This is a genomic window from Actinomyces timonensis, assembly GCF_040702965.1.
GTDB lineage: Bacteria > Actinomycetota > Actinomycetes > Actinomycetales > Actinomycetaceae > Actinomyces > Actinomyces timonensis_A.
This window is the reverse complement of the sequence record NZ_CP159989.1, coordinates 239,063-258,306: the sequence shown is the minus strand read 5'-3', so window position 1 is coordinate 258,306 and position 19,244 is coordinate 239,063. Positions and strand designations below refer to the sequence as shown.

Below are 19,244 nucleotides of genomic sequence, written 5' to 3'. Positions count from 1 at the left end.
CGCCTCGGCGGAGCGCTCGCGCCGACCGCCGCGACGCCGTCATCCCCCACGCCGCGCGCGACCTCCGACGATGGTCGCGCGCGGCACCTATGAAGACTGAAGGACACGATGAGGGCCCAGCCCGCTCGGCAAGTCCACCAAGGCTGAAGGCGCGCCGAGAAGCCTCGCCAATGTCCTCGCGCGCGGCCCAGCCCGCCGACTCGAGGTCGCAGCCGCTCCCTAGGAGCGACTCCACCGGAACCCGCGGAGCGCGTTCATGCGCGCTACGCCACCGTATCGTCTTATCCCCGGGTCGATGGCCGACTTGGTTGTTGGCAGTTCCTACCTACCTTGCTCCTTGTCAAGGAGGCGGAGCATGTACTCGGCCACGCTGCACGCCTCGCGCACGACCAGCCAGGCGAGCTCCTTCGAGACTCCTGTCGGGAGCGTCCGCCCATGCCCCGTCCCCTGGAGATTCCTGAGCGCGTTCACGTTCTCAGCGATACTCCAAAGCGACTTATGGATCTGGCGTATCTCCTTGTAACCCGCGAGGCTCGTGTCAACGTTTTGCGGAAGAACACCTAGGCGCTCTCGCGCGTGGTGCCATAATCCATTGAATGTCTGACCTTTTTGCACCCCCATGCCTAGTTCTTCAAGAACGAACTTGGCCACCGACTCGAGAAGATCCTTCGCCGTCCCGATTGCGAGCGCTGGATCATCAGAGCTTCCGCGCAGGCGCTCAAGGGTCTCATCGAGCGCTTCTCTTCCCCCAGTAGCGAGGTCGATATCACCCATGGCCCGCAACTCGCCTTGAGGGCTGAGAGTCCAGTTATCACGATTGAGGGCATCGCGCAATCGAGCGGCATCCCGAGTCAGTTCTCCATCAGGCGACACGATTAGCCCATGATGACGGAGAAGCGATAAGAAGCGCTCGAGGAGGTCACACGAGGAGCCTTGACGTGCAGCAGAACAGAACCCCCTGAGAACACGTTGCTCTTTATTGGGACTGTCGACCGCGCTTGGATCATATCGATAGCCGTCATCACACCGCACCCCGACCAGGACATCTGTCACCTCGCGATGCGTAGGGCCCTCCCCTCCATGGAAAAATGCGGCGACAGCACGAGCAACATCTTCTAAGTACTGATTGTTCGCCATGATGATCCCTACTTCTCGGTCGTCTCACCCAGAGGGGGCAAGGAGTTGCTGATACGCTGGGTGCGGAGGCTGACGGCAGTGAGCCGCTCGATGGGGGAGAGGATATAACGGGGATCGCCGACCTCGCGGGACCAGTCGTCGGGATCGTTGACGATTCCCGATGCCTTGTCCGTGCGGACGCGATAACGCTCCACGACTCAATCCAGGGCGCTGCGGGCGCCCAGCATGTACTCCTGCGCCTCCTCCGGGATGCCCGATACCGTGATGCGCGGGTTGTAGATGATGGTCGACTTGTCATCCACACCCCTGCCCCCCTCCTGACCTTGCCATACGCCATCTTCTTCACGGCGTACCAGGCGTAGGGATCGCCCTTGGGTTCATCGCCAGTGGTCGTCAGCGGATACGGTTCGACGTCCTCGTAATGCAGATGGAGGCGGGCGACCGTGCCGCCCCGGCCACTGCGACCACATCCAGACCTCGTCGAAGCGCTCGGCGAAGACGGGGTCCTCCTGCAGGAACGCCTGCACCAGGCGCTCGAACGCCGTTCCCTTGTCCCGCGGGTTGTCGGCCTCATAGTAGAGACGATCCAGGATGGCGCCGATGCACTTCTCGCTCACGGAGAGAGCATACGGTCCGGGCGGCGCGCCGCCCGCGCGCGCTCCAGGTCAGGGAGGGCCCAAGATCGACTCTTGACCACGTCGGGGCGCGTCACGTCACCTGGCGCCGAGGGGCCTCCCCGCCGGGCTCGACTCACCTGCGGGTTGCGCGAAGCCCCTGCTGCCCCCGCCCCCACCAGTGGAGGCGGCACACTCGGGGCTGTGACCACACCGACTTTTCGTTGTGAACACGTTGAAGCCCACCGCTGGGGCCGTCTCGAATGTGCATAGGGCTCGTGATTGCACATTCGAGGCCCGGCACCCGCGCGCCCCGGCACGCCATTCCAACGATTTGCCACGCGCTCCCCCGCCTGAGCGTGCCGACTCGTCCAGAGCCCTCTCACAGGGGGCGCGCAACGCCGGCCAATGGGGGCCTTACGCTTGCCGGTCAGGCTTCCTGCCATGACCAGCACGCATAGCGCCCCATCGCCCGCGACGAGAAGGCCCCAGCGCCGCCGAACCGGGCGCCGCCTCCCCATGCAACTCCCCCACCCGCGCGGCCCGGGACCGACGTAGTCCACGCCAACGCCGATGGACAGCACCGGCCCGCCGATATCGCTGCCGCTGCGGCCCGGGTGCGGCGGACGCGGCGCATGACGCTCGGCGTGCGCCATCTCACCGGCTCGGTACCGCTGCGCAGCCGGCTCGGGAACACGGCGCCCCCTGCTGTTCCAGGGCACAACCGGCCGGGCGCTCGGCGGCACCCAGACCGGGCTGCGCGGCCACCCCGCCGGGGCGCTCAACTGGCCGCAGTCGATGCCCGGTGACCGCTAAGAGTACGAGCTCAGTACCCTGCTGCGGTTCATCGCCGCCTCCATGAGCTGCTTCGCCATCGACTGGGCAGCTGTCATGGCACTCGTAGCGATAACTGGAAACCTGCTGGTGGCGACGGTTGGGGCGCGCCTGGTGTCCGGGGCGCGGCACCCGGGGCGCGCGGGCGCCAGGGGGATGCCGGGCGGGAAGCGCCGAGCCCCGGCCCTGCCGTTCAGGGCGGCAGGACCGGGGCTCAGTCCGAACCGATGACCAATCAGAGATCGTCAGGGTCGGCCATCGGGTCAGTGCGCGCCTTCAGGGGCGGCGCGACTCATGTCACGGCGCGCGTGCGGTTGATTCCTACAGGGACCAGGACCCAGGGAGGTCAGGGCTCAGGGACCAGGGACAAGATCCTGGGACAGGAATCGGGCTGCGCGGATACTCGAGGAACGAGCGGAGGTGTGCGATTGACTCGGCGGATCCCCCATGTGATCCAACTCGCCATCACCTTCCTGTGTCCACCATCCTTTCGCCTCTCGGTGCTCGTGACATCGTGCGGGGTTCGGGGTGCCCCGCGACGCCCCAAAGACTATGCGGCGCTCCGCGGCTCTGCAAGTCCCCAACCAATCGTTACATCCTGAAAAGAAGATCTTCTGAGATTATGCGCCCGACCTGGGGATTCGCCCTCCCGTGCGGGCGCTTCCGCGTCGCAACGACACTGAAAAGTTGCCGGAGAGGGCATCTCAGGCCTCTAAACGAGATCGGTCCTTAAGGGTACCGAGACCGTTGTTTCCCAGGTGAGACCAGGACTTGCCGCCCCTGAGACACTCCGTTTCCCGCCCGAGATCAGGCGTGTCCCGCCCGAGATCACCGTAGCCGCGCCGCGATCGCGCCTTGCCGTCGCCGAGACATACGGGAGCTCCCCACCGGGCGTCGGCACTGTCTCCCGCGTCACGAGACCGCGGGCAGGGCGGGTCACGGCGGAACAATCCGCACGCCCCACGCTGCGCCCCCACCCCCCAGAAACCGTCTCAGCCCGGTCCTGCGCCCTCATCCTCGTCGTTTAAGACCGTAACGTTGGGGGCGAGACGGTTTTTACAGGATGAGGGCGCAAGGACCGAGCATCGGCGCCCCCGTCACCGGCACCGCGCATGAGACTGTCGAAGGATCTGGTCGCTGCCTCCTCAACCATCATGGAGCCGCGCGTCCTCACCGGCGGGCGCGGGGCCGCCGCGCCGGCATCAGCCCCAGGGCCCGCGCCTCAGGCCGGCCGGTATGTGAAGCGGTCCCAGCCGAGGGCCTCGATGGCCTCCGCCATGCGCTCGCACTGAACGTCCCAGCCGGGGGCGACGACGTCGAAGGCCCCACTCGTCCCCTCCCCGCGCGCCTGCTGGAGGGCGTAGACCCGCACCCCGGCGTCATGGACACGGCGGGCGACCCCGACGGCGTCGTCGGCAGTGACATCCCCGGGCACGACGGTGGTGCGCACCTCCAGGTCCGTGCCAGAGGCGAGCAGCACCTCGAGCGAGTCCCACACCTTGGCCGCGGCGCTCGACCGACCGACCACCTGCGAGTAGTGCCCGGGCAGGGCCTTGACGTCCAGGCCCACCCAGTCGACCAGGCCATCCCCCACCAGGTCCCGCAGGCGGCGCGGGTACATGCCGGCCGTGTGCAGGCCCACCTGGAAGCCCATGTCCCCGACCTCGCGGGCGGCGTCCGCCAGGTAGTCCTGACGCAGGGCCTCGCCGCCGGTGAAGACGACGCCGTCGAGCAGGCCGCGCCGTCGGCCGAGCAGATCTCGGATCTCCCGCCAGGAGACAGTGCCGGGGGCGCGGGTGTCGATGAGGTCGCGGTTGTGGCAGTAGAAGCAGTTCCAGGGGCAGCCCTGGCAGAACACCGTGGCCACGAGGCGGTCGGGCCAGTCCACGGTGGACATGGGCACGAGCCCCGCGATCACCAGGGAATCAGCGGGACCTGCGGGCCGTGGGGAGGTGCCATCGGGAGCGCTGGCGCGAGGGAGCTGCTTCCGTCGAGCGCGGGCCCTCACGCGCTCACGGCGGTCAGGCGGGAGGTCACCCGGCCGTGCCCGGCGGCGGCGCCCTCGGTGAACATCCGGCGCTCGGCGTACTCGCCCTTCTTGCCGATGTTGAAGGAGCGCACGGGCCGGAAGTAACCCATGACTCGGGTCCAGACCTCGCACTCGGCGGGCTCGGCGTCGGGGTGGAGGGCGGAGCACTTCTCGCAGGTGGCGTGCTCACCGGGCAGGTAGCCGTGGACCGGGCAGATGGAGAAGGTGGGGGTGATGGTGATGTAGGGGGTGCGGAACGCCGTGAGCGAGCGGCGCACGAGCTGCTTGCATGCCTGGGCAGAGGAGACGCGCTCATTCATGTACAGGTGCAGAACGGTGCCGCCGGTGTACTTGGTCTGCAGCTCCTCCTGCATCTCCTGGGCGAGGAAGGGGTCCTCCGTGTGACCCACCGGCAGCTGGGAGGAGTTCGTGTAATAGGGGTTTGCGGGAGTGCCGGCCTGGAGGATGCCGGGCAGACGCTTGCGGTCCTCCTTGGCGAAGCGGTAGGTGGTGCCCTCGGCGGGGGTGGCCTCGAGGTTGTAGAGGTGCCCGGTGGCCTCCTGGAACTCCACCATCTTGGCGCGCACGTGGTCGAGGACGCGCGCGCACATGGCGTGACCGCGCGGATCGGTGAGGTCGTAGGCGTCGGCGGTGAAGTTGCGGACCATCTCGTTCATGCCGTTGACGCCGATGGTCGAGAAGTGGTTGTCGAGGGTGCCCAGCCAGCGCTTGGTGAAGGGGAACAGGCCGGTGTCGATGTGGTGCTGGATGACGACGCGCTTGAGCTCGAGGGTGTCGCGGCCCAGCTCCATGAGGCGGTCGAGGGCGGCGACCAGGCCCGCCTCGTCACCGGCGTGGAGGTAGCCCAGCCGTGCCATGTTGATGGTGACGACGCCGACGCTTCCGGTCTGCTCGGCTGAGCCGAACAGGCCGTTGCCGCGTTTGAGCAGCTCGCGCAGGTCGAGCTGGAGGCGGCAGCACATGGAGCGGATCATGCCGGGGTCGAGCTCGGAGTTGATGAAGTTCTGGAAGTAGGGCAGGCCGTACTTCGCGGTCATCTCGAACAGGAGGTCGGTGTTGGGGCTGTCCCAGTCGAAGTCCTTGGTGATGTTGTAGGTGGGGATGGGGAAGGTGAAGACGCGCCCGTCGGCGTCGCCGTCGGTCATGACCTCCATGAAGGCGCGGTTGACCATGGCCATCTCCTCAGCGAGCTCGCCGTAGGTGAAGTCGCACAGCTCGTCGCCGATGAGGGGGTGCTCATCGGCCAGGTCAGGCGGGCACGTCCAGTCGAAGGTGAGGTTGGTGAAGGGCGTCTGGGTGCCCCAGCGCGAGGGGACGTTGAGGTTGAAGATGAGCTCCTGGAGGCACTGGCGGACCTGCTCGTAGGTCATGGAGTCCAGGCGGACGAAGGGCGCCATGTAGGTGTCGAAGGAGGAGAAGGCCTGGGCGCCGGCCCACTCGTTCTGCAGGGTGCCCAGGAAGTTGACGATCTGCCCGACGGCGCTGGAGAAGTGCTTGGGCGGGTCGCAGGCGATCTTGCCGGGGATGCCGTTGAAACCCTGCTGGAGGAGGGACTTGAGCGACCAGCCTGCGCAGTAGCCGGCGAACATGTCGAGGTCATGGATGTGCAGGTCGCCCTCGCGGTGGGCCCTGCCGGCCTCGCGGGAGTAGATCTGGCTCAGCCAGTAGTTGGCGATGATCTTGCCGGAGGTGTTGAGGATCATCCCGCCCAGCGAGTAGCCCTGGTTGGCGTTGGCGTTGACGCGCCAGTCGGAGCGGTCGAGATACTCAGTGATGGTGGTGACGGCGTCGACGACGGGGCGCTCCCCTCCAGCCACGGCGGAGTCCGCGGCGCCTTGGGCCACGAGCTCGGGGCGGGCCGCGGGGCCGACGGGCTCGGCGAGGCGGGCGGACTGGTTCTCGGGCTGTGCGGGCACTGCTCTCTCTCCCTCATCTGTGCTGTCTGCGATGACGCTCGCGGGCCTCGCGCGGGTGCAGCGCGGGTGCCACGCGGCCGACACTACCCGCGAATCACATCCGCGCAACACACTATGTGGGTATGTCGCCCCCATGAACCACAACATCTTGTGGTCTCATGCAGTTATGAAGCAGTACCTCTAAGGCCGATAGCCATCGACTTTTCAGCGGGACGACGGCGAAAGCCGGCGACAGGAGAAGCGGTCGGCCAACCGATGCGAGGAGTGTGGATTGAGATGCGCGCCACGCGCCCGGCGCCCGGGCGGCGCGGCGGCCCCGCCACCACTCGCGCGGCGGCCGATGTGGCGCGGTTTGAGGATTCCTTTTTCTGACGTTATGCCACTTCTCGCATCGCCGCAGGTCAAAGGCATGCACTGGATTGCCTCCAGGGCGATTCGCCCTTCGATCAGCCGAGCAATCCTCAAACCTCGCCACTTCGGGACTCAGGCGGCACCCGCGCCGAGCACCATCGCCAGGGCGGCGGCCGCGGCCTCCCGGCCCTTGTCCTCCACGGACCCCTCCAGGCCGGCCCGATCGAGCGCCTGCCGCTCGTCTTCGCAGGTAAGCAGGCCGAAGCCCACGGGGACGCCGGTGTCGAGCATGACGCGCATGAGGCCGGCCGTGGCACCATCGCAGACGTAGTCGAAGTGCGGGGTGCCGCCGCGGATGACGACGCCGAGGGCGACCACCGCGTCGTGGTCCGCCGCGGCCCGCTGCGCCCCCAGGGGCAGCCGAAGCTGCCGGGGACACGAATGATGTCGGGCGTGATGCCCGCCTCAGCGGCCAGGCGCGTGGCGCCGTCGATGAGGCCGTTCATGACGGCGTCATGCCACTGGGCGGCGACGATGGCCAGGCGCGGGGGGCGGCCGGCGAGGCCGGGGGTGATGGCGGTGGCGGGCGCTCCGGATCCAGACATGGCTCCTCCTTCAGGACAGGTGGTTGAGAGCGTGGTTCATGCGGTCGCGCTTGGTGCGCAGGTAGGCGAGGTTCTGCGGTCGCGCGGGGATCTCCAGGGGCTCGGCGCCCACGACGTCGATCCCAGCGCTCCGCATGGCCTCGACCTTGAGGGGATTGTTGGTGAGCAGGCGGATGCGGCGCAGCCCGAGCTCGGCCAGGATGTCCGCGGCGTCACGCCACTCGCGGACCTCACCGGGCAGGCCGAGGAGCTCGTTGGCCTCGACCGTGTCCGCGCCCTGGGACTGGAGGTGGTAGGCGCGCAGCTTGTTGACCAGGCCGATCCCACGCCCCTCGTGGCCCCGCAGGTAGATGACGGCGCCCCCCTCGGCCTGGACGCGCGCCATGGCAGCGTCGAGCTGCTGGCCGCAGTCGCAGCGGTGGGAGCCGAAGACGTCACCGGTCAGGCACTCGGAGTGCAGGCGCACGAGGGGCACCGGGGCTGGGCGGGCGCCGGGGGCCGCGAGGCTCAGGTGCTCGGCGCGGGAGTCCCCCGAGGCGGTCGGATCCCCCTGGTCCGCGCGGCTCCAGGCGATGGCCTCGAAGACGCCGCGGTCGGTGGGCAGCTCGACGGCCTCGCTGCGCAGGAAGGTGGACAGGCCGCGCAGGCAGGCGGCGAGGCGATCGATGGAGAGCATGTCCAGGCCGTGCTCGGCGCTGAAGGCGCGCAGGGCGTCGGCGCGCATGAGGGCGCCGGCGCCGTCGACGATCTCACCGATAGCGGCCACGGGCTCGAGGCCGGCCAGGCGGCACAGGTCCACAGCGGCCTCGGTGTGCCCGGGGCGCTCGAGGACGCCGCCGGCGCGGGCGATGAGGGGCAGCACGTGGCCGGGCCGGCGCAGGCTCGTGGCGGTGGAGTCGGGATCGGCCAGCGCGCGGATGGTCAGGGCGCGGTCGGCGGCGCTGATGCCCGTGGTCACGCCACTGGCGGCGTCGCAGCTGACCGCGTAGGCGGTGCCGCGGGGGTCCTGGTTGTCGGGGACCATGAGGTCCAGGCCGAGGCTCCGCGCGCGCTGGCGGGTCATGGGGGCGCAGATGTAGCCGGAGGTGTGGCGCACGAGGAAGCCGAGGGTCTGCGCCGTGAGCGGGCCACCCGCGGCGATGAGGTCGCCCTCGTTCTCGCGGTCGGCGGCATCGGTGACGATGACGGGGCGCCCGGCGGCGAGCTGCCCGACGGCGCGGGCGACGTCGTCGAACTCGGCGGGGATCTCGACGGCGCTCATGCGGCCTCTCCCGTCCGCGCGGAGCGGGCGGCCCCGACGGCGGCGAGGCGCGCGACGTACTTGGCCACGACGTCGGTCTCCAGGTTCACGAGGGCACCCACTCGCGCCTCACCGAGGGTGGTGGTGGCCAAGGTGGCGGGGATGAGGCCGACCTCGAGCCAGGGCTCGCGCTCGTCGGCAGGGCTCACGCCGGTGACGGTCAGGGAGACCCCGTCGACGGCGATGGAGCCCTTGACGGCGACCTGCCCGGCCAGCGACTCGGGGATGGCGACGCGCATGAGGGTCCATCCTCCCTGCTCATCGACGGCGATGACGGTGCCGGTGGCGTCGACGTGCCCTTGGACGATGTGGCCGTCGAGGCGGCCGCCCGCGGGCACGCAGCGCTCCAGGTTGACGCGGCTGCCGGCGCTGAGGGAGCCGAGGGCGGTGCGCTGGAGGGTCTCGCCCATGAGGTCGGCGGCGAAGGCGCCGGGGGCTGCGTGGCTCGCGGCGGGGGCGAGCGGGATGGCGGTCAGGCAGACCCCGTTGACGGCGAGCGAGCCGCCGTCGGGGAGGTCGGCGATGAGGTCGCCCGCGTCGATGACGAGCCGGGTGACGCCGGGGCGGTCGGTAGGCGCGAGGTCGAGCACGGTGCCCGTGCCCGCGATGATGCCTGTGAACATGAGGGTCCTTCCTGGTGGGGTCAGTGGGCGCGTGGGGAGGCTGTGTAGCGGATGACGAGGTCGTCTCCGAGAAGGGAGGGCGGGGAGTCGGGGTGGAAGCGGTGAGCCCCCGCGAGCGTGGCGATGCCGAGGTCGCCGACGGCGCAGCGGCCGGAGCCCAGGAGGAGGGGCGCGATGTGGACGACGAGCTCGTCGACGAGATCCGCGGCGAGGAAGGCGGTCAGTACGGTGGCGCCTCCTTCGACGAGGACGTGGCCGATTCCGCGGTCGGCGAGGGCCTCGTGGGGGTCGCGGGTGGGCAGGTGGAGCCAGTGGTCGTCGGCGCGCAGGGCGGCATCCGAGGGGACGGGGCGCAGGCCCATGACGCAGCGCAGGGGCTGGCGGGCGGCGCCGTCGGCGCGGGCGGTGAGGCGGGGGTTGTCGGCGGCGAGGGTGCCCGAGCCGACGAGGATCGCGTCCACGCGGGAGCGCAGGTCGTGGCCGGAGGCGCGGGCGGCGGGGCCCGTGATCCACTGGCTGGTGCCGTCGGCGGCGGTGATACGGCCGTCGAGGGTCATGGCGGTCTTGGCGGTGACGAAGGGGCGGTGGGCGCGGGCACGCTCGAGCCACCGGGCGTTGAGGGCGGCGGCCTCGGGGGCCAGGAGGCCGCCGCGGACCTGGACGCCTGCGGCGCGCAGGGCGGCGGCCCCACCGGCGGCGGTGGGGTTGGGGTCGTCGATGGCATGGACGACGCGGGGGATGCCGGCGTCGATGATGGCCCAGGCGCAGGGAGGGGTGCGGCCGGTGTGGCCACAGGGCTCGAGGGTGACGAGGAGCTCGGCGCGGGCGAGGTCCGCCCCGGCGCGACGGGCCGCGTCGATGGCGTCGACCTCCGCATGGGGTGTGCCAGCGCCCCGGTGGTGGCCGACGGCGATGAGCCGGTCGTCGATGAGGATGGCCGCGCCGACGAGGGGATTGGCGCCGCGGGGCCCCTGGCGGGCCGCGTCGAGGGCCGCGGACATGGCTTCGCGCTCAGCGGGGGTCCAGGCGGGCTCGCGCTGATTCTCGCCACTCACTTCTCGCTCCTCTCGCCGGCTGTGGGGCGAGGGAGGGCGCGAGCGCGCTAGGCGCGGCGCGCTGGGAAGGCGGCCCCGGATGCGGCCAGCGCGGCCAGCGCGATCATGTGCCCTCCCATCCAGACTTTGACTGTCGGCTCTGGAGTTCCACCAGATCAGCCGGCGTCTGAGCGAACTCAGCCACCGGGTCGCGGGCTGTGACCGCCGGTACGGAATCTCACCGTCCCCGGGACATGACGCAAGCAGTCTGCCACAGGCGGTGGGAGCGCGCCAGGGGCGATGGACGAAGGCCGTCCCGGACGAGCCGCCGGGCAGGAACGGGCGCCTCACCGCGTCTGGGACGCCGCGGAGGGCCGGGCTCGTCGGCCTACGGCACACTGGGGCGGTGAGTCCTGAGCCACCCGCGGAGCCCATCGAGCAGGCCACCGCAGCGCCCACCCCGGCTGCGCCTCTGCCCGCGCGCGACCTCACCACGCTGCTGGAGACGATCGGCGCGCGCGACGGCAGGCTGGTCCACCTCGAGCGCACGCCCGCCCGGCCGGCCCGCCATGCCGACTGGCCGTCCTGGGCCGACCCGGCCCTCGTCGCCGCCCTGGCCGCCTCTGGCATCCCCCGGCCCTGGACTCACCAGGCCCAGGCCGCAGACTCCCTCCACACCGGCCACCACACCGTCATCGCCACCGGCACTGGCTCCGGGAAGTCACTGGCCGCCTGGCTCCCCGCCGTCTCCGACATCCTCAGCGCCCAGCGCGCCGCTCACGCCGAGGGGACCAGCCACCGCATCTCCGCTCACGGCCGCCGCCCCACCGCCCTCTACCTCGCCCCCACAAAGGCCCTCGCCGCCGATCAGGCCGCCGCCCTCGACCGCCTCTCCGCCCGCATCGAGGCCGTCCAGGCAGGCACCGCGAGCGCGTCGCGCCCCATACTGCGCTCCAGCACCTGCGACGGGGACACTCCCCTGCCCGAGCGCGACTGGGCCCGCGCCCACGCCGACATCGTCCTGACCAACCCCGACTTCCTCCATTTCTCCCTCCTGCCCGGCCATGAGCGCTGGGCGCGCTTCCTGCGCTCGCTGCGCTACGTCGTCGTCGACGAGTGCCACGCGTACCGGGGCGTCCTCGGGGCGCATGTCGCCCTCGTCCTGCGCCGCCTCCTGCGCCTCGCGCGCCGCCTGAGCCCGGACTCCCCGGGCCCCACGGTCCTCGCCGCCTCGGCCACCGCCGCCGAGCCCGCCCTCACCGCCGCGCGCCTCATCGGGGCCCCGCCCGCCGATGTCGTGGCCATCACGGACGACGGCGCCCCCGCCGGGGAGCGCGCACTGGCCCTCTGGCAGCCCGCCCTCATCGATCCGTGGGGCGCCGACCCCGCCGTCGCCGCGGCCGTCCCTGACCCGGACGCCGGCACCCCCGGCGCCCCGGCCCCGCCCTCGCCGCGCCGCTCGGCAACCGCCGAAGCCTCCGAGGTCCTCGTCGACCTTCTCAGCGCCGGCGCCCAGGCCCTCGTCTTCGTGCGCTCGCGCCGCTCCGCGGAGATCGTCGCCGAGCACGCGCGCCGCATCCTCACCCGCTCCGGCCCACCGCTGGCCGACTTGGCCGACGCCGTCGCCGCCTATCGGGGCGGCTACCTGCCTGAGGAGCGCCGCGCCCTGGAAACGGACCTGCGCCAGGGCCGCTTGCGCGCCCTGGCCACCACGAACGCCCTCGAGCTGGGCATCGACGTGACCGGCCTGGACGCCGTCCTCATCGCCGGATGGCCCGGCACCCGCGTCTCACTGGGCCAGCAGGCCGGGCGCGCCGGACGCGCGGGCAGCCCCGGCGTCGCCGTCCTCATCGCCTCCGACAACCCCCTCGACGCCTACCTCGTCCATCACCCCGAGGACGTCCTCACCGCCCCCGAGGCCACCGTCTTCGACCCCGTCAACCCCTACGTCCTCGCCCCGCACCTGTGCGCGGCGGCCTCCGAGGCCCCCCTTCGTGAGGCCGACCTCGCCCTCTTCGGCCTGCCTGATGAGAGCCTCCTGGCCGACCTCGCCGAGCGCGGGGCCCTGCGGCGGCGCCCCGCAGGCTGGTTCTGGAACGCCGCCCTGCCCGGGCGCCCCCAGGACCTCACCACCCTGCGCGGGGACGGCCCGCCCGAGGTCCCCATCGTCGAGTCCGCCTCCGGCACCGTCATCGGCACCGCGCCCGGCGCCAGCGCCGACTCCTCCCTCCATGCCGGGGCCGTCTACATGCACCAGGGGCGCGCCTACCTCGTCGAGGAGCTCACCGAGGAGGCCGCCATCGTCACCCCGCGCCTGGCCGTGGGCTACCGGACCCGGGCCCGTGAGCGCTCCAGCGTGCGCATCCTCGCCGAGCGGAGCGCCGAGACCTGGGGCGACGGCCTCACCTGGAGCCTCGGGAGCGTGGAGGTCACCAGCCAAGTCACCGGCTACAACAAACTCGCCCTGCCCCGCATGGAGGTAGTCTCCCAGCACACGCTGGACATGCCCGAGCGCGTCCTGCCCACCGCCGCCGTCTGGTGGACGATCCCTCTCGAGGCCTGCGAGGCCGTCGGCGTCGTCCCGGCTCGGCTGCCCGGCGCCCTGCACGGCGCAGAGCACGCCTCCATCGGCATCCTCCCCCTCCTGGCCACCTGTGACCGCTGGGACATCGGCGGGCTGTCCACCGCCCTGCACCCCCAGACCATGCGCCCCACCGTGTTCGTCCATGATGGCGCCGCCGGGGGCGCGGGATTCGCGGAGCGCGGGCACCGCGCCGGGGCGCGTTGGCTAGAGGCCACGCTTGACGTCGTCGCCCAGTGCCGCTGCGCCACCGGCTGCCCCAGCTGCATCCAGTCCCCCAAATGCGGCAACAACAACGAGCCCCTGGACAAGGCCGGCGCCATCGCCCTGCTGCGCCTGCTCGCCCAGGCCGCGCGGTCGGCACGCTCAGCCCCGCACGCACCCTGACTTTTCGTTGCGATCACGTCGGAGCCCGTCTCCAACGGAGTCTCCCGTGTGCATCCTCCCCATCGAATGCACACGGGAGATTTCGTGCCTCATCACAATCCGCGTCATTCCAACGATGCCCCACCCCGAGCGCCCTTCCGAGCGTGCCATTCGCCCCTTGACTGAGCCTGGGCGGACCCTCCCCTGACGCGGTGTCAGAGGGCTAGGCTCACTCTCGTGCTGACACACCTGCTGCGGACGCACCTGCGCCCCTACTACGGCCTTCTGGCCTGCGTGCTCGTCCTCGAGTTCGCGCAGGTCATGGCCTCGCTCTACCTGCCGACCCTGAACGCGGACATCATCAACCGCGGCGTGGCCGCCGGCGACACCGGCTACATCTGGCGCACCGGCGGACTCATGCTCGCCGTGAGCGCCGCCCAGGGCGCCTGCACCATGCTCGCCACCTACTTGGCGGCGCGATCAGCCATGGGCCTGGGGCGGGACCTGCGCGCCCAGATCTTCCACCGGGTCGGCTCCTTCTCCGAGCGGGAGGTCTCCTCCTTCGGCGCCGGCTCCCTCATCACCCGCAACACCAATGACGTCCAGCAGGTCCAGATGCTCGTCCTCATGGGCTGCACCATGCTCGTCATGGCGCCGATCATGGCGGTGGGCGGCATCATCATGGCGGTCACGCGCGCCCCGGGCCTCGCCTGGCTCATCGCCGTGAGCGTGCCGGTCCTGCTGGTGATCGTCGGCCTCATCGTGTGGCGCATGGTGCCGCTCTTCCGCTCCTACCAGGACCGGCTCGACGGCATCAACCGGGTCCTGCGCGAGCAGCTCACCGGTATCCGCGTGGTGCGCGCCTTCGTGCGCGAGCGGGCCGAGACCGAGCGCTTCGCTGTCGTCAACCATGACATGGCATGGGTGGGCGAGCGCGTGGGCCGCCTCTTCGTCACCCTGTTCCCGCTGGTCATGCTCGTCCTGGACGTCACCATCGTGGGAGTCATCTGGTACGGCGGGCAGAGCGTGGGCTCTGGCGAGGTGGAGGTCGGCACCCTCATCGCCTTCATGGCCTACCTCATGCAGATCCTGATGGGGATCGTCATGGCCTCCTTCATGACGATGATGATCCCCCGCGCGGCCGTCTGCGCCGAGCGCATCAGCGAGGTCCTGGCCGTCGACCCCTCGCTCACCATCGCGGACGACGCCGTCACCGCCTTCCCGGAGCCCGGCGGCGTGGAGCTGCGCGACGTCACCTTCTCCTACCCCGGCGCCGAGGCGGCCGTTCTCACCGGCATCTCCTTCCGCGTCGCCCCCGGGTCGACGACGGCGATCGTCGGCTCCACCGGCTCGGGCAAGTCCACGCTCGTGGCTCTTCTGGCCCGGCTCGTCGACGCCACCGACAGCGAGGTGCTCATGGGCGGCGTGGACGTGCGCCGCGCCGAGCCCGAGGCCCTGTGGGCCACCCTCGGCCTGGTCCCCCAGAAGCCCTTCCTCTTCGCCGGCACGGTCGCCACGAACCTGCGGCTCGGCCGCGAGGAGGCCACCGACGACGAGCTGTGGGCCGCCCTGGAGGCCGCCCAGGCCCGCGCCTTCGTGGAGGGGATGGACGGCGGCCTGGAGGCGGTCATCACCCAGGGAGGCACGAACGTCTCCGGCGGGCAGCGCCAGCGCCTGGCCATCGCCCGCGCCCTCGTGCGCCGCCCGGACATCCTCATCTTCGACGACTCCTTCTCCGCGCTCGACGTGGCCACGGACGCCCGTCTGCGCGCGGCCCTTGCTCCCGCCACGGCGGGGGTGACGAAGATCGTTGTCGCCCAGAGGATCACCACCGTGACCGACGCCGATCAGATCCTCGTGCTCGACGGCGGTCGGCTCGTCGGCACCGGCACGCATGAGGAGCTGCTGACCACCTGCGGGGTGTACCAGGAGATCGTCTCCTCCCAGCTGGGACAGGAGGTGGCCGCATGAGCCGCGGGATGAGCGCGAAGAGCACCGGCCGCGCGGACGGCGCTACCGAGCTGAGCGAGGAGGACCTCAGGCTCGCCGCCTCGGCGCAGGCCTCCTCCGATGACTGGCACTCCGGCCCACCGCCGGGCAAGGCGGAGGCCTTCTGGCCCTCCTTCCGCCGCATGATCGGCCTGCTGTCCCCCTTCAAGGGGACGCTGGCGATCATCACAGCCGCGAGCGTCGTGGGGATCGTCCTGTCCGTGGCCGCGCCCAAGGTGCTGGGCAGCGCCACGAATGTCATCTTCGAGGGCGTCATCTCCTCGCGCCTGCCCCAGGGCGCCACGAAGGCCGAGGTGGTCGAGGGGCTGCGCGCGGCGGGCGAGACCGACATGGCGGACATGGCCGCCGCGATGGACCTGCGGCCGGGCCAGGGCATCGACTTCGACCGCCTCGGCACGATCCTCGCCACCGTCCTGGCGCTGTACGTGGCCTCAGCGATCCTCATGTGGCTGCAGGGTCTCCTGCTCAACCACATCACCGTGACCGCCATGTACCGGCTGCGCGAGCAGGTGGAGACCAAGATCCACCGCCTTCCGCTGTCCTACTTCGACCAGATGCAGCGCGGCGAGATGCTCTCCCGCGTCACCAACGACGTCGACAACGTCACCAACACGCTCCAGCAGTCGCTGTCCAGGGCGCTGACCTCGATCCTCACGGTGATCGGAGTCGTGGGGATGATGCTGTCGATCTCCTGGAAGCTGGCACTGGTGGCGCTCATCATCATCCCGCTCATGGGCGGAGTGTTCGGCATCATCGGGCCGCGCTCCCAGAAGGCGTTCACCCACCAGTGGGCGCGCACGGGCCGCATCAACACCCGTGTGGAGGAGTCCTTCTCCGGGCACGCCCTCGTTCGGGTCTACGGGCGCACGCAGACGGTGCGGGACGCTTTCGCCGAGGAGAACGACGAGCTCTACCGCTCGGCGCTGCGCGCCCAGTTCCTCTCCGGCATCATGATGCCGCTCATGCTCGTCATCTCGAACGTCTCGTATGTGGCGATCGCGGTGCTCGGCGGGATCATGGTGGCCTCGGGGTCGTTGAGCCTGGGCAGCGTCCAGGCCTTCATCCAGTACTCCCAGCAGTTCTCCCAGCCGCTGGGCGAGCTCGGCGGGATGGCCACCTCGGTGCAGTCCGGGACGGCCTCGGCCGAGCGCATCTTCGAGCTCCTCGACGCCGAGGAGGAGGTCCCGGACGCCGAGGGCGCTGAGACCGAGCAGGCCGGGGGCGCGGCCGGTGAGGACCGGGGCCCCGGCGGCGCGGCCGGGGGTGCGGCCGACGGCGCGGGCCGCGCCGGCGTCATCGAGGTGGAGCACGCCCGCTTCTCCTACTCGCCTGACACCGAGCTCATCCGGGACCTCTCCCTGCGCGTGGAGCCCGGCCACACCGTGGCGATCGTCGGGCCGACGGGCGCCGGGAAGACCACCCTGGTCAACCTGCTCATGCGCTTCTACGAGCTCGACGGGGGCCGCATCACCCTGGACGGACGGGACATCGCGTCGATGACGCGCCACGAGGTGCGCCGTCGGACGGGGATGGTGCTGCAGGACCCGTGGCTGTTCGAGGGGACGATCCGCGAGAACATCCGCTACGGACGACCCGGGGCATCGGATGAGGACGTGGAGGCGGCCGCCGAGGCGTGCTTCGTCGACCACATCATCAAGGCCCTCCCGCAGGGGTACGACACGCCCCTGGAGGAGGACGCCGCTAACGTCTCCGCTGGTGAGCGCCAGCTGCTGACGATCGCGCGCGCCTTCATCGCCAACCCCGCCGTCCTCATCCTCGATGAGGCGACGAGCTCGGTGGATACCCGCACGGAGCTGCTGGTCCAACGGGCGATGAACCGGCTGCGCGAGGGCCGGACGAGCTTCGTCATCGCGCACCGCCTGTCCACGATCCGCGACGCCGACACGATCCTCGTCATGGAGCACGGCGACATCGTGGAGCAGGGCCGTCACACCGAGCTGCTGGAGCGCGGCGGGGCCTACGCCCGGCTGCACGCCGCCCAGTTCGCCGGCCGGGAGCTGGTCTCCGACTGAGGGCCCGTATGAGGGGTCGGGACGGGCCGGCACCGGGATGGGGAGTCAGGACTCGCGGTTGCGGCGCGCCTGGCGGGCCTGGCGCTTGATGTCGCGCAGTTCGGCCCGCTCCTTGCGGACCTGGGCCCGGTGCTGCGCTCGCAGGACCGCGCGCCGCTGCTGGGACTCCTCGCGGTCGAGGCGAACCTGGCGGCGCATCTGCTCGCGCCAGTGAGTCCGCTCCTCCTCCACCCGGCGCAGCCGCTCGACCAGGGCGGCGGCCTCCTCCTCGCTCAGGCCCAGTCGGGTGACGCGAGACTCACCTCGGCGCGACCCGGGCAGGGGCTTGGGCAGTGGGGGGAGGGCTTGACAGCCCGTGCCGCCCGAGCGCGCCGGGGCGGCCCCGCCGTCGGGCCGGCCAGCAGCAGCCGCGGCCTGAGCGGCGCCGGCGTTGGGGCCATGCTCCGCCGTCGCCGGGTACGCGGGCTGGCGGGGCTCGGAGACCACGCGGATCTCCTCGTCCTCCTCCTGTGGGATCGCTGAGGTCGAGGCGCCCTTGACCTCGCTGCCCACCGAGTCCACCGGGCCCTGGACGATGGCGAGGGCCTCGACGGCGGGCACATGGTCGGCGTCGGCGCCCAGGGCCAGGCCCAGCAGCGGCATGAGGAGGACGCTCGCGGCGCCGGCGAGCACGAGCGTGGAGGCGATGGACGCGCTCATGGCGCCCGCGGTCACCGCGACCTGAGTGACGGCCACGATGATCGGAAGGGCGGTCGTGGAGTACATGGCGATCTGCAGGCACTGGCGCGGGGAGTAGGCGCGCAGGCCGTCGCGTCGGCGCTCGAAGCGCGCGGCGAGCCAGACCGGCAGGCCGCGGGTGAGGACCAGGAGCACGAGGAAGGCGCCCAGGTAGGTCATCGAGTCGGCGGTGATCTCCAGCTCGATGGCCATGCCGGAGGTGACGAAGAAGATCGGCACGAAGAACCCGTAGGCGAGGCCGTCGAGCTTCTCCTCCAGCTCGCGGTTCCCGTCGGGCACGGCGTAGCGCAGGATGAAACCGGCGGCGAAGGCACCCAGCACGACGTCGAGGTCGAAGACCTCGGCCAGCGCGCACAGCCCCACCAGGAGCAGGACGGTGACGCGGATGGTGGTCTGCGCGGTCGTGGAGCCACCGAGGTGGATGAGGGCGACGATGCGCTGCCCGGCGGCCTTGACGCGGTCGGTGAAGCGCACGATGAGCAGGGTGATGGCCAGGAAGAGGGCGAGCACTGCGGCGGATTGCCAGGTGGAGCGGCTTCCGAGCAGGAGGGCCATGAGGATGATGGGGCCGACCTCCCCGACGGCGCCATGATTGAGGATCGCGGCGCCCACGGCGGTGGGTAGGAGGCCGCGCTCGCGCAGGATCGGCAGGATGGTGCCGATCGCGGTGGAGGTCATGGCGATGGCGATGGCGATTCCGTTGGCGGACAGGGGCCCACCGGCCACGCCCACGACGGTGACCGTGGCGAAGGCGAGCGCGAGCGAGCCGAACCAGGCGATGGCGGCGTGGCGGCCGCCGCTGCCGCGCAGCTCGTTGACGTCGATCTCGTATCCGGCCATGAGGAAGAGGAAGCCCAGGCCGAGCTCTGAGAGGAACTCGATGGGCTCGCTCTTATCGGCGATCGCCAGAGCGCCCGGGCCGATGAGCAGGCCTCCCAGGATGAGCAGCACGGCCTCGGGGACGATGCGATGCGGGATGTTGAGGGAGATCATCGGCGCGAGGAGGGCGACGACGACGATCCACAGCAGCGAGACGAACGCGTGGACCATGC

General features: G+C 70.9%; 13 protein-coding genes, 1 pseudogene and 1 riboswitch. Of the genes and pseudogenes, 3 read left to right on the top strand and 11 right to left on the bottom strand.

The genetic code is table 11. The annotated features are described in order from the left end of the window. Nucleotides 1-321 precede the first annotated feature (321 nt). The 10 genes and pseudogenes from ABXS69_RS01075 to ribD all read right to left on the bottom strand — a co-directional run bounded on the left by ABXS69_RS01075 (nt 322) and on the right by ribD (nt 10,485). On the bottom strand, nt 322-1,137 hold the full coding sequence (locus ABXS69_RS01075; RefSeq protein WP_366180784.1) for an abortive infection family protein: 816 nt from the start codon (nt 1,135-1,137) through the stop codon (nt 322-324). Nucleotides 1,138-1,145: 8 nt separating this feature from the next. After that, nucleotides 1,146-1,331 carry a hypothetical protein gene (locus tag ABXS69_RS01070; protein ID WP_366180783.1) on the bottom strand — a complete coding sequence of 62 codons (186 nt, stop codon included), beginning with the start codon at nt 1,329-1,331 and terminating at the stop codon, nt 1,146-1,148. A gap of 3 nt (nt 1,332-1,334) precedes the next feature. Beyond that, the gene (locus tag ABXS69_RS01065) at nt 1,335-1,439 is read right to left on the bottom strand and encodes a type ISP restriction/modification enzyme (protein ID WP_366180782.1); all 105 of its coding nucleotides are present in this window, start codon (nt 1,437-1,439) and stop codon (nt 1,335-1,337) included. Nucleotides 1,440-1,514: 75 nt separating this feature from the next. After that, nucleotides 1,515-1,754: a hypothetical protein gene (locus ABXS69_RS01060; RefSeq protein ID WP_366180781.1), complete on the bottom strand. Its 240-nt coding sequence runs from the start codon at nt 1,752-1,754 to the stop codon at nt 1,515-1,517. 2,053 nt (nt 1,755-3,807) lie between these two features. Beyond that, on the bottom strand, nt 3,808-4,506 hold the full coding sequence (locus tag ABXS69_RS01055) for an anaerobic ribonucleoside-triphosphate reductase activating protein (protein ID WP_366181493.1): 699 nt from the start codon (nt 4,504-4,506) through the stop codon (nt 3,808-3,810). 83 nt (nt 4,507-4,589) lie between these two features. Continuing rightward, nucleotides 4,590-6,479, bottom strand: a complete 1,890-nt coding sequence (locus ABXS69_RS01050; RefSeq protein WP_366181492.1) for a ribonucleoside triphosphate reductase — start codon at nt 6,477-6,479, stop codon at nt 4,590-4,592. Between the two features lie 555 nt (nt 6,480-7,034). Beyond that, nucleotides 7,035-7,408, bottom strand: a pseudogene (gene ribH, locus ABXS69_RS01045) (6,7-dimethyl-8-ribityllumazine synthase). A 109-nt stretch (nt 7,409-7,517) separates the two neighbouring features. Beyond that, nucleotides 7,518-8,768 carry a 3,4-dihydroxy-2-butanone-4-phosphate synthase gene (gene ribB, locus ABXS69_RS01040; protein WP_366180780.1) on the bottom strand — a complete coding sequence of 417 codons (1,251 nt, stop codon included), beginning with the start codon at nt 8,766-8,768 and terminating at the stop codon, nt 7,518-7,520. Next, nucleotides 8,765-9,430 (bottom strand): riboflavin synthase, encoded by a 666-nt coding sequence (locus ABXS69_RS01035; protein ID WP_366180779.1) that lies wholly within the window; start codon nt 9,428-9,430, stop codon nt 8,765-8,767. Before ABXS69_RS01035 ends, ribB begins: the two co-directional genes overlap by 4 nt. Before the next feature lie 20 nt (nt 9,431-9,450). Further along, nucleotides 9,451-10,485, bottom strand: a complete 1,035-nt coding sequence (ribD, locus tag ABXS69_RS01030; RefSeq protein WP_366180778.1) for a bifunctional diaminohydroxyphosphoribosylaminopyrimidine deaminase/5-amino-6-(5-phosphoribosylamino)uracil reductase RibD — start codon at nt 10,483-10,485, stop codon at nt 9,451-9,453. A 103-nt stretch (nt 10,486-10,588) separates the two neighbouring features. Continuing rightward, a riboswitch (FMN riboswitch) is annotated at nt 10,589-10,724 on the bottom strand. A gap of 173 nt (nt 10,725-10,897) precedes the next feature. Here ribD and ABXS69_RS01025 point away from each other — a divergent pair. The 3 genes from ABXS69_RS01025 (at nt 10,898) to ABXS69_RS01015 (ending at nt 17,454) form a co-directional block, all read left to right on the top strand. After that, nucleotides 10,898-13,432: a DEAD/DEAH box helicase gene (locus ABXS69_RS01025; protein ID WP_366181491.1), complete on the top strand. Its 2,535-nt coding sequence runs from the start codon at nt 10,898-10,900 to the stop codon at nt 13,430-13,432. Between the two features lie 216 nt (nt 13,433-13,648). Then, complete coding sequence (locus ABXS69_RS01020) at nt 13,649-15,382, top strand: ABC transporter ATP-binding protein (protein WP_366180777.1); 1,734 nt, start codon at nt 13,649-13,651, stop codon at nt 15,380-15,382. Nucleotides 15,383-15,390: 8 nt separating this feature from the next. Further along, complete coding sequence (locus ABXS69_RS01015) at nt 15,391-17,454, top strand: ABC transporter ATP-binding protein (RefSeq protein ID WP_366180776.1); 2,064 nt, start codon at nt 15,391-15,393, stop codon at nt 17,452-17,454. 45 nt (nt 17,455-17,499) lie between these two features. Here ABXS69_RS01015 and ABXS69_RS01010 read toward each other — a convergent pair whose 3' ends face one another. Then, nucleotides 17,500-19,242 (bottom strand): cation:proton antiporter, encoded by a 1,743-nt coding sequence (locus ABXS69_RS01010; protein ID WP_366180775.1) that lies wholly within the window; start codon nt 19,240-19,242, stop codon nt 17,500-17,502. Nucleotides 19,243-19,244: the final 2 nt, after the last annotated feature.

Excerpts from the sequence above, each read along its gene's own strand:
- ABXS69_RS01075 (WP_366180784.1), bottom strand. The coding sequence starts at position 1,137 with ATGGCGAACAATCAGTACTTAGAAGATGTTGCTCGTGCTGTCGCCGCA.
- ABXS69_RS01015 (WP_366180776.1), top strand. The coding sequence starts at position 15,391 with ATGAGCGCGAAGAGCACCGGCCGCGCGGACGGCGCTACCGAGCTGAGC.
- ABXS69_RS01035 (WP_366180779.1), bottom strand. The coding sequence starts at position 9,430 with ATGTTCACAGGCATCATCGCGGGCACGGGCACCGTGCTCGACCTCGCG.
- ribB (WP_366180780.1), bottom strand. The coding sequence starts at position 8,768 with ATGAGCGCCGTCGAGATCCCCGCCGAGTTCGACGACGTCGCCCGCGCC.
- ABXS69_RS01010 (WP_366180775.1), bottom strand. The coding sequence starts at position 19,242 with ATGGTCCACGCGTTCGTCTCGCTGCTGTGGATCGTCGTCGTCGCCCTC.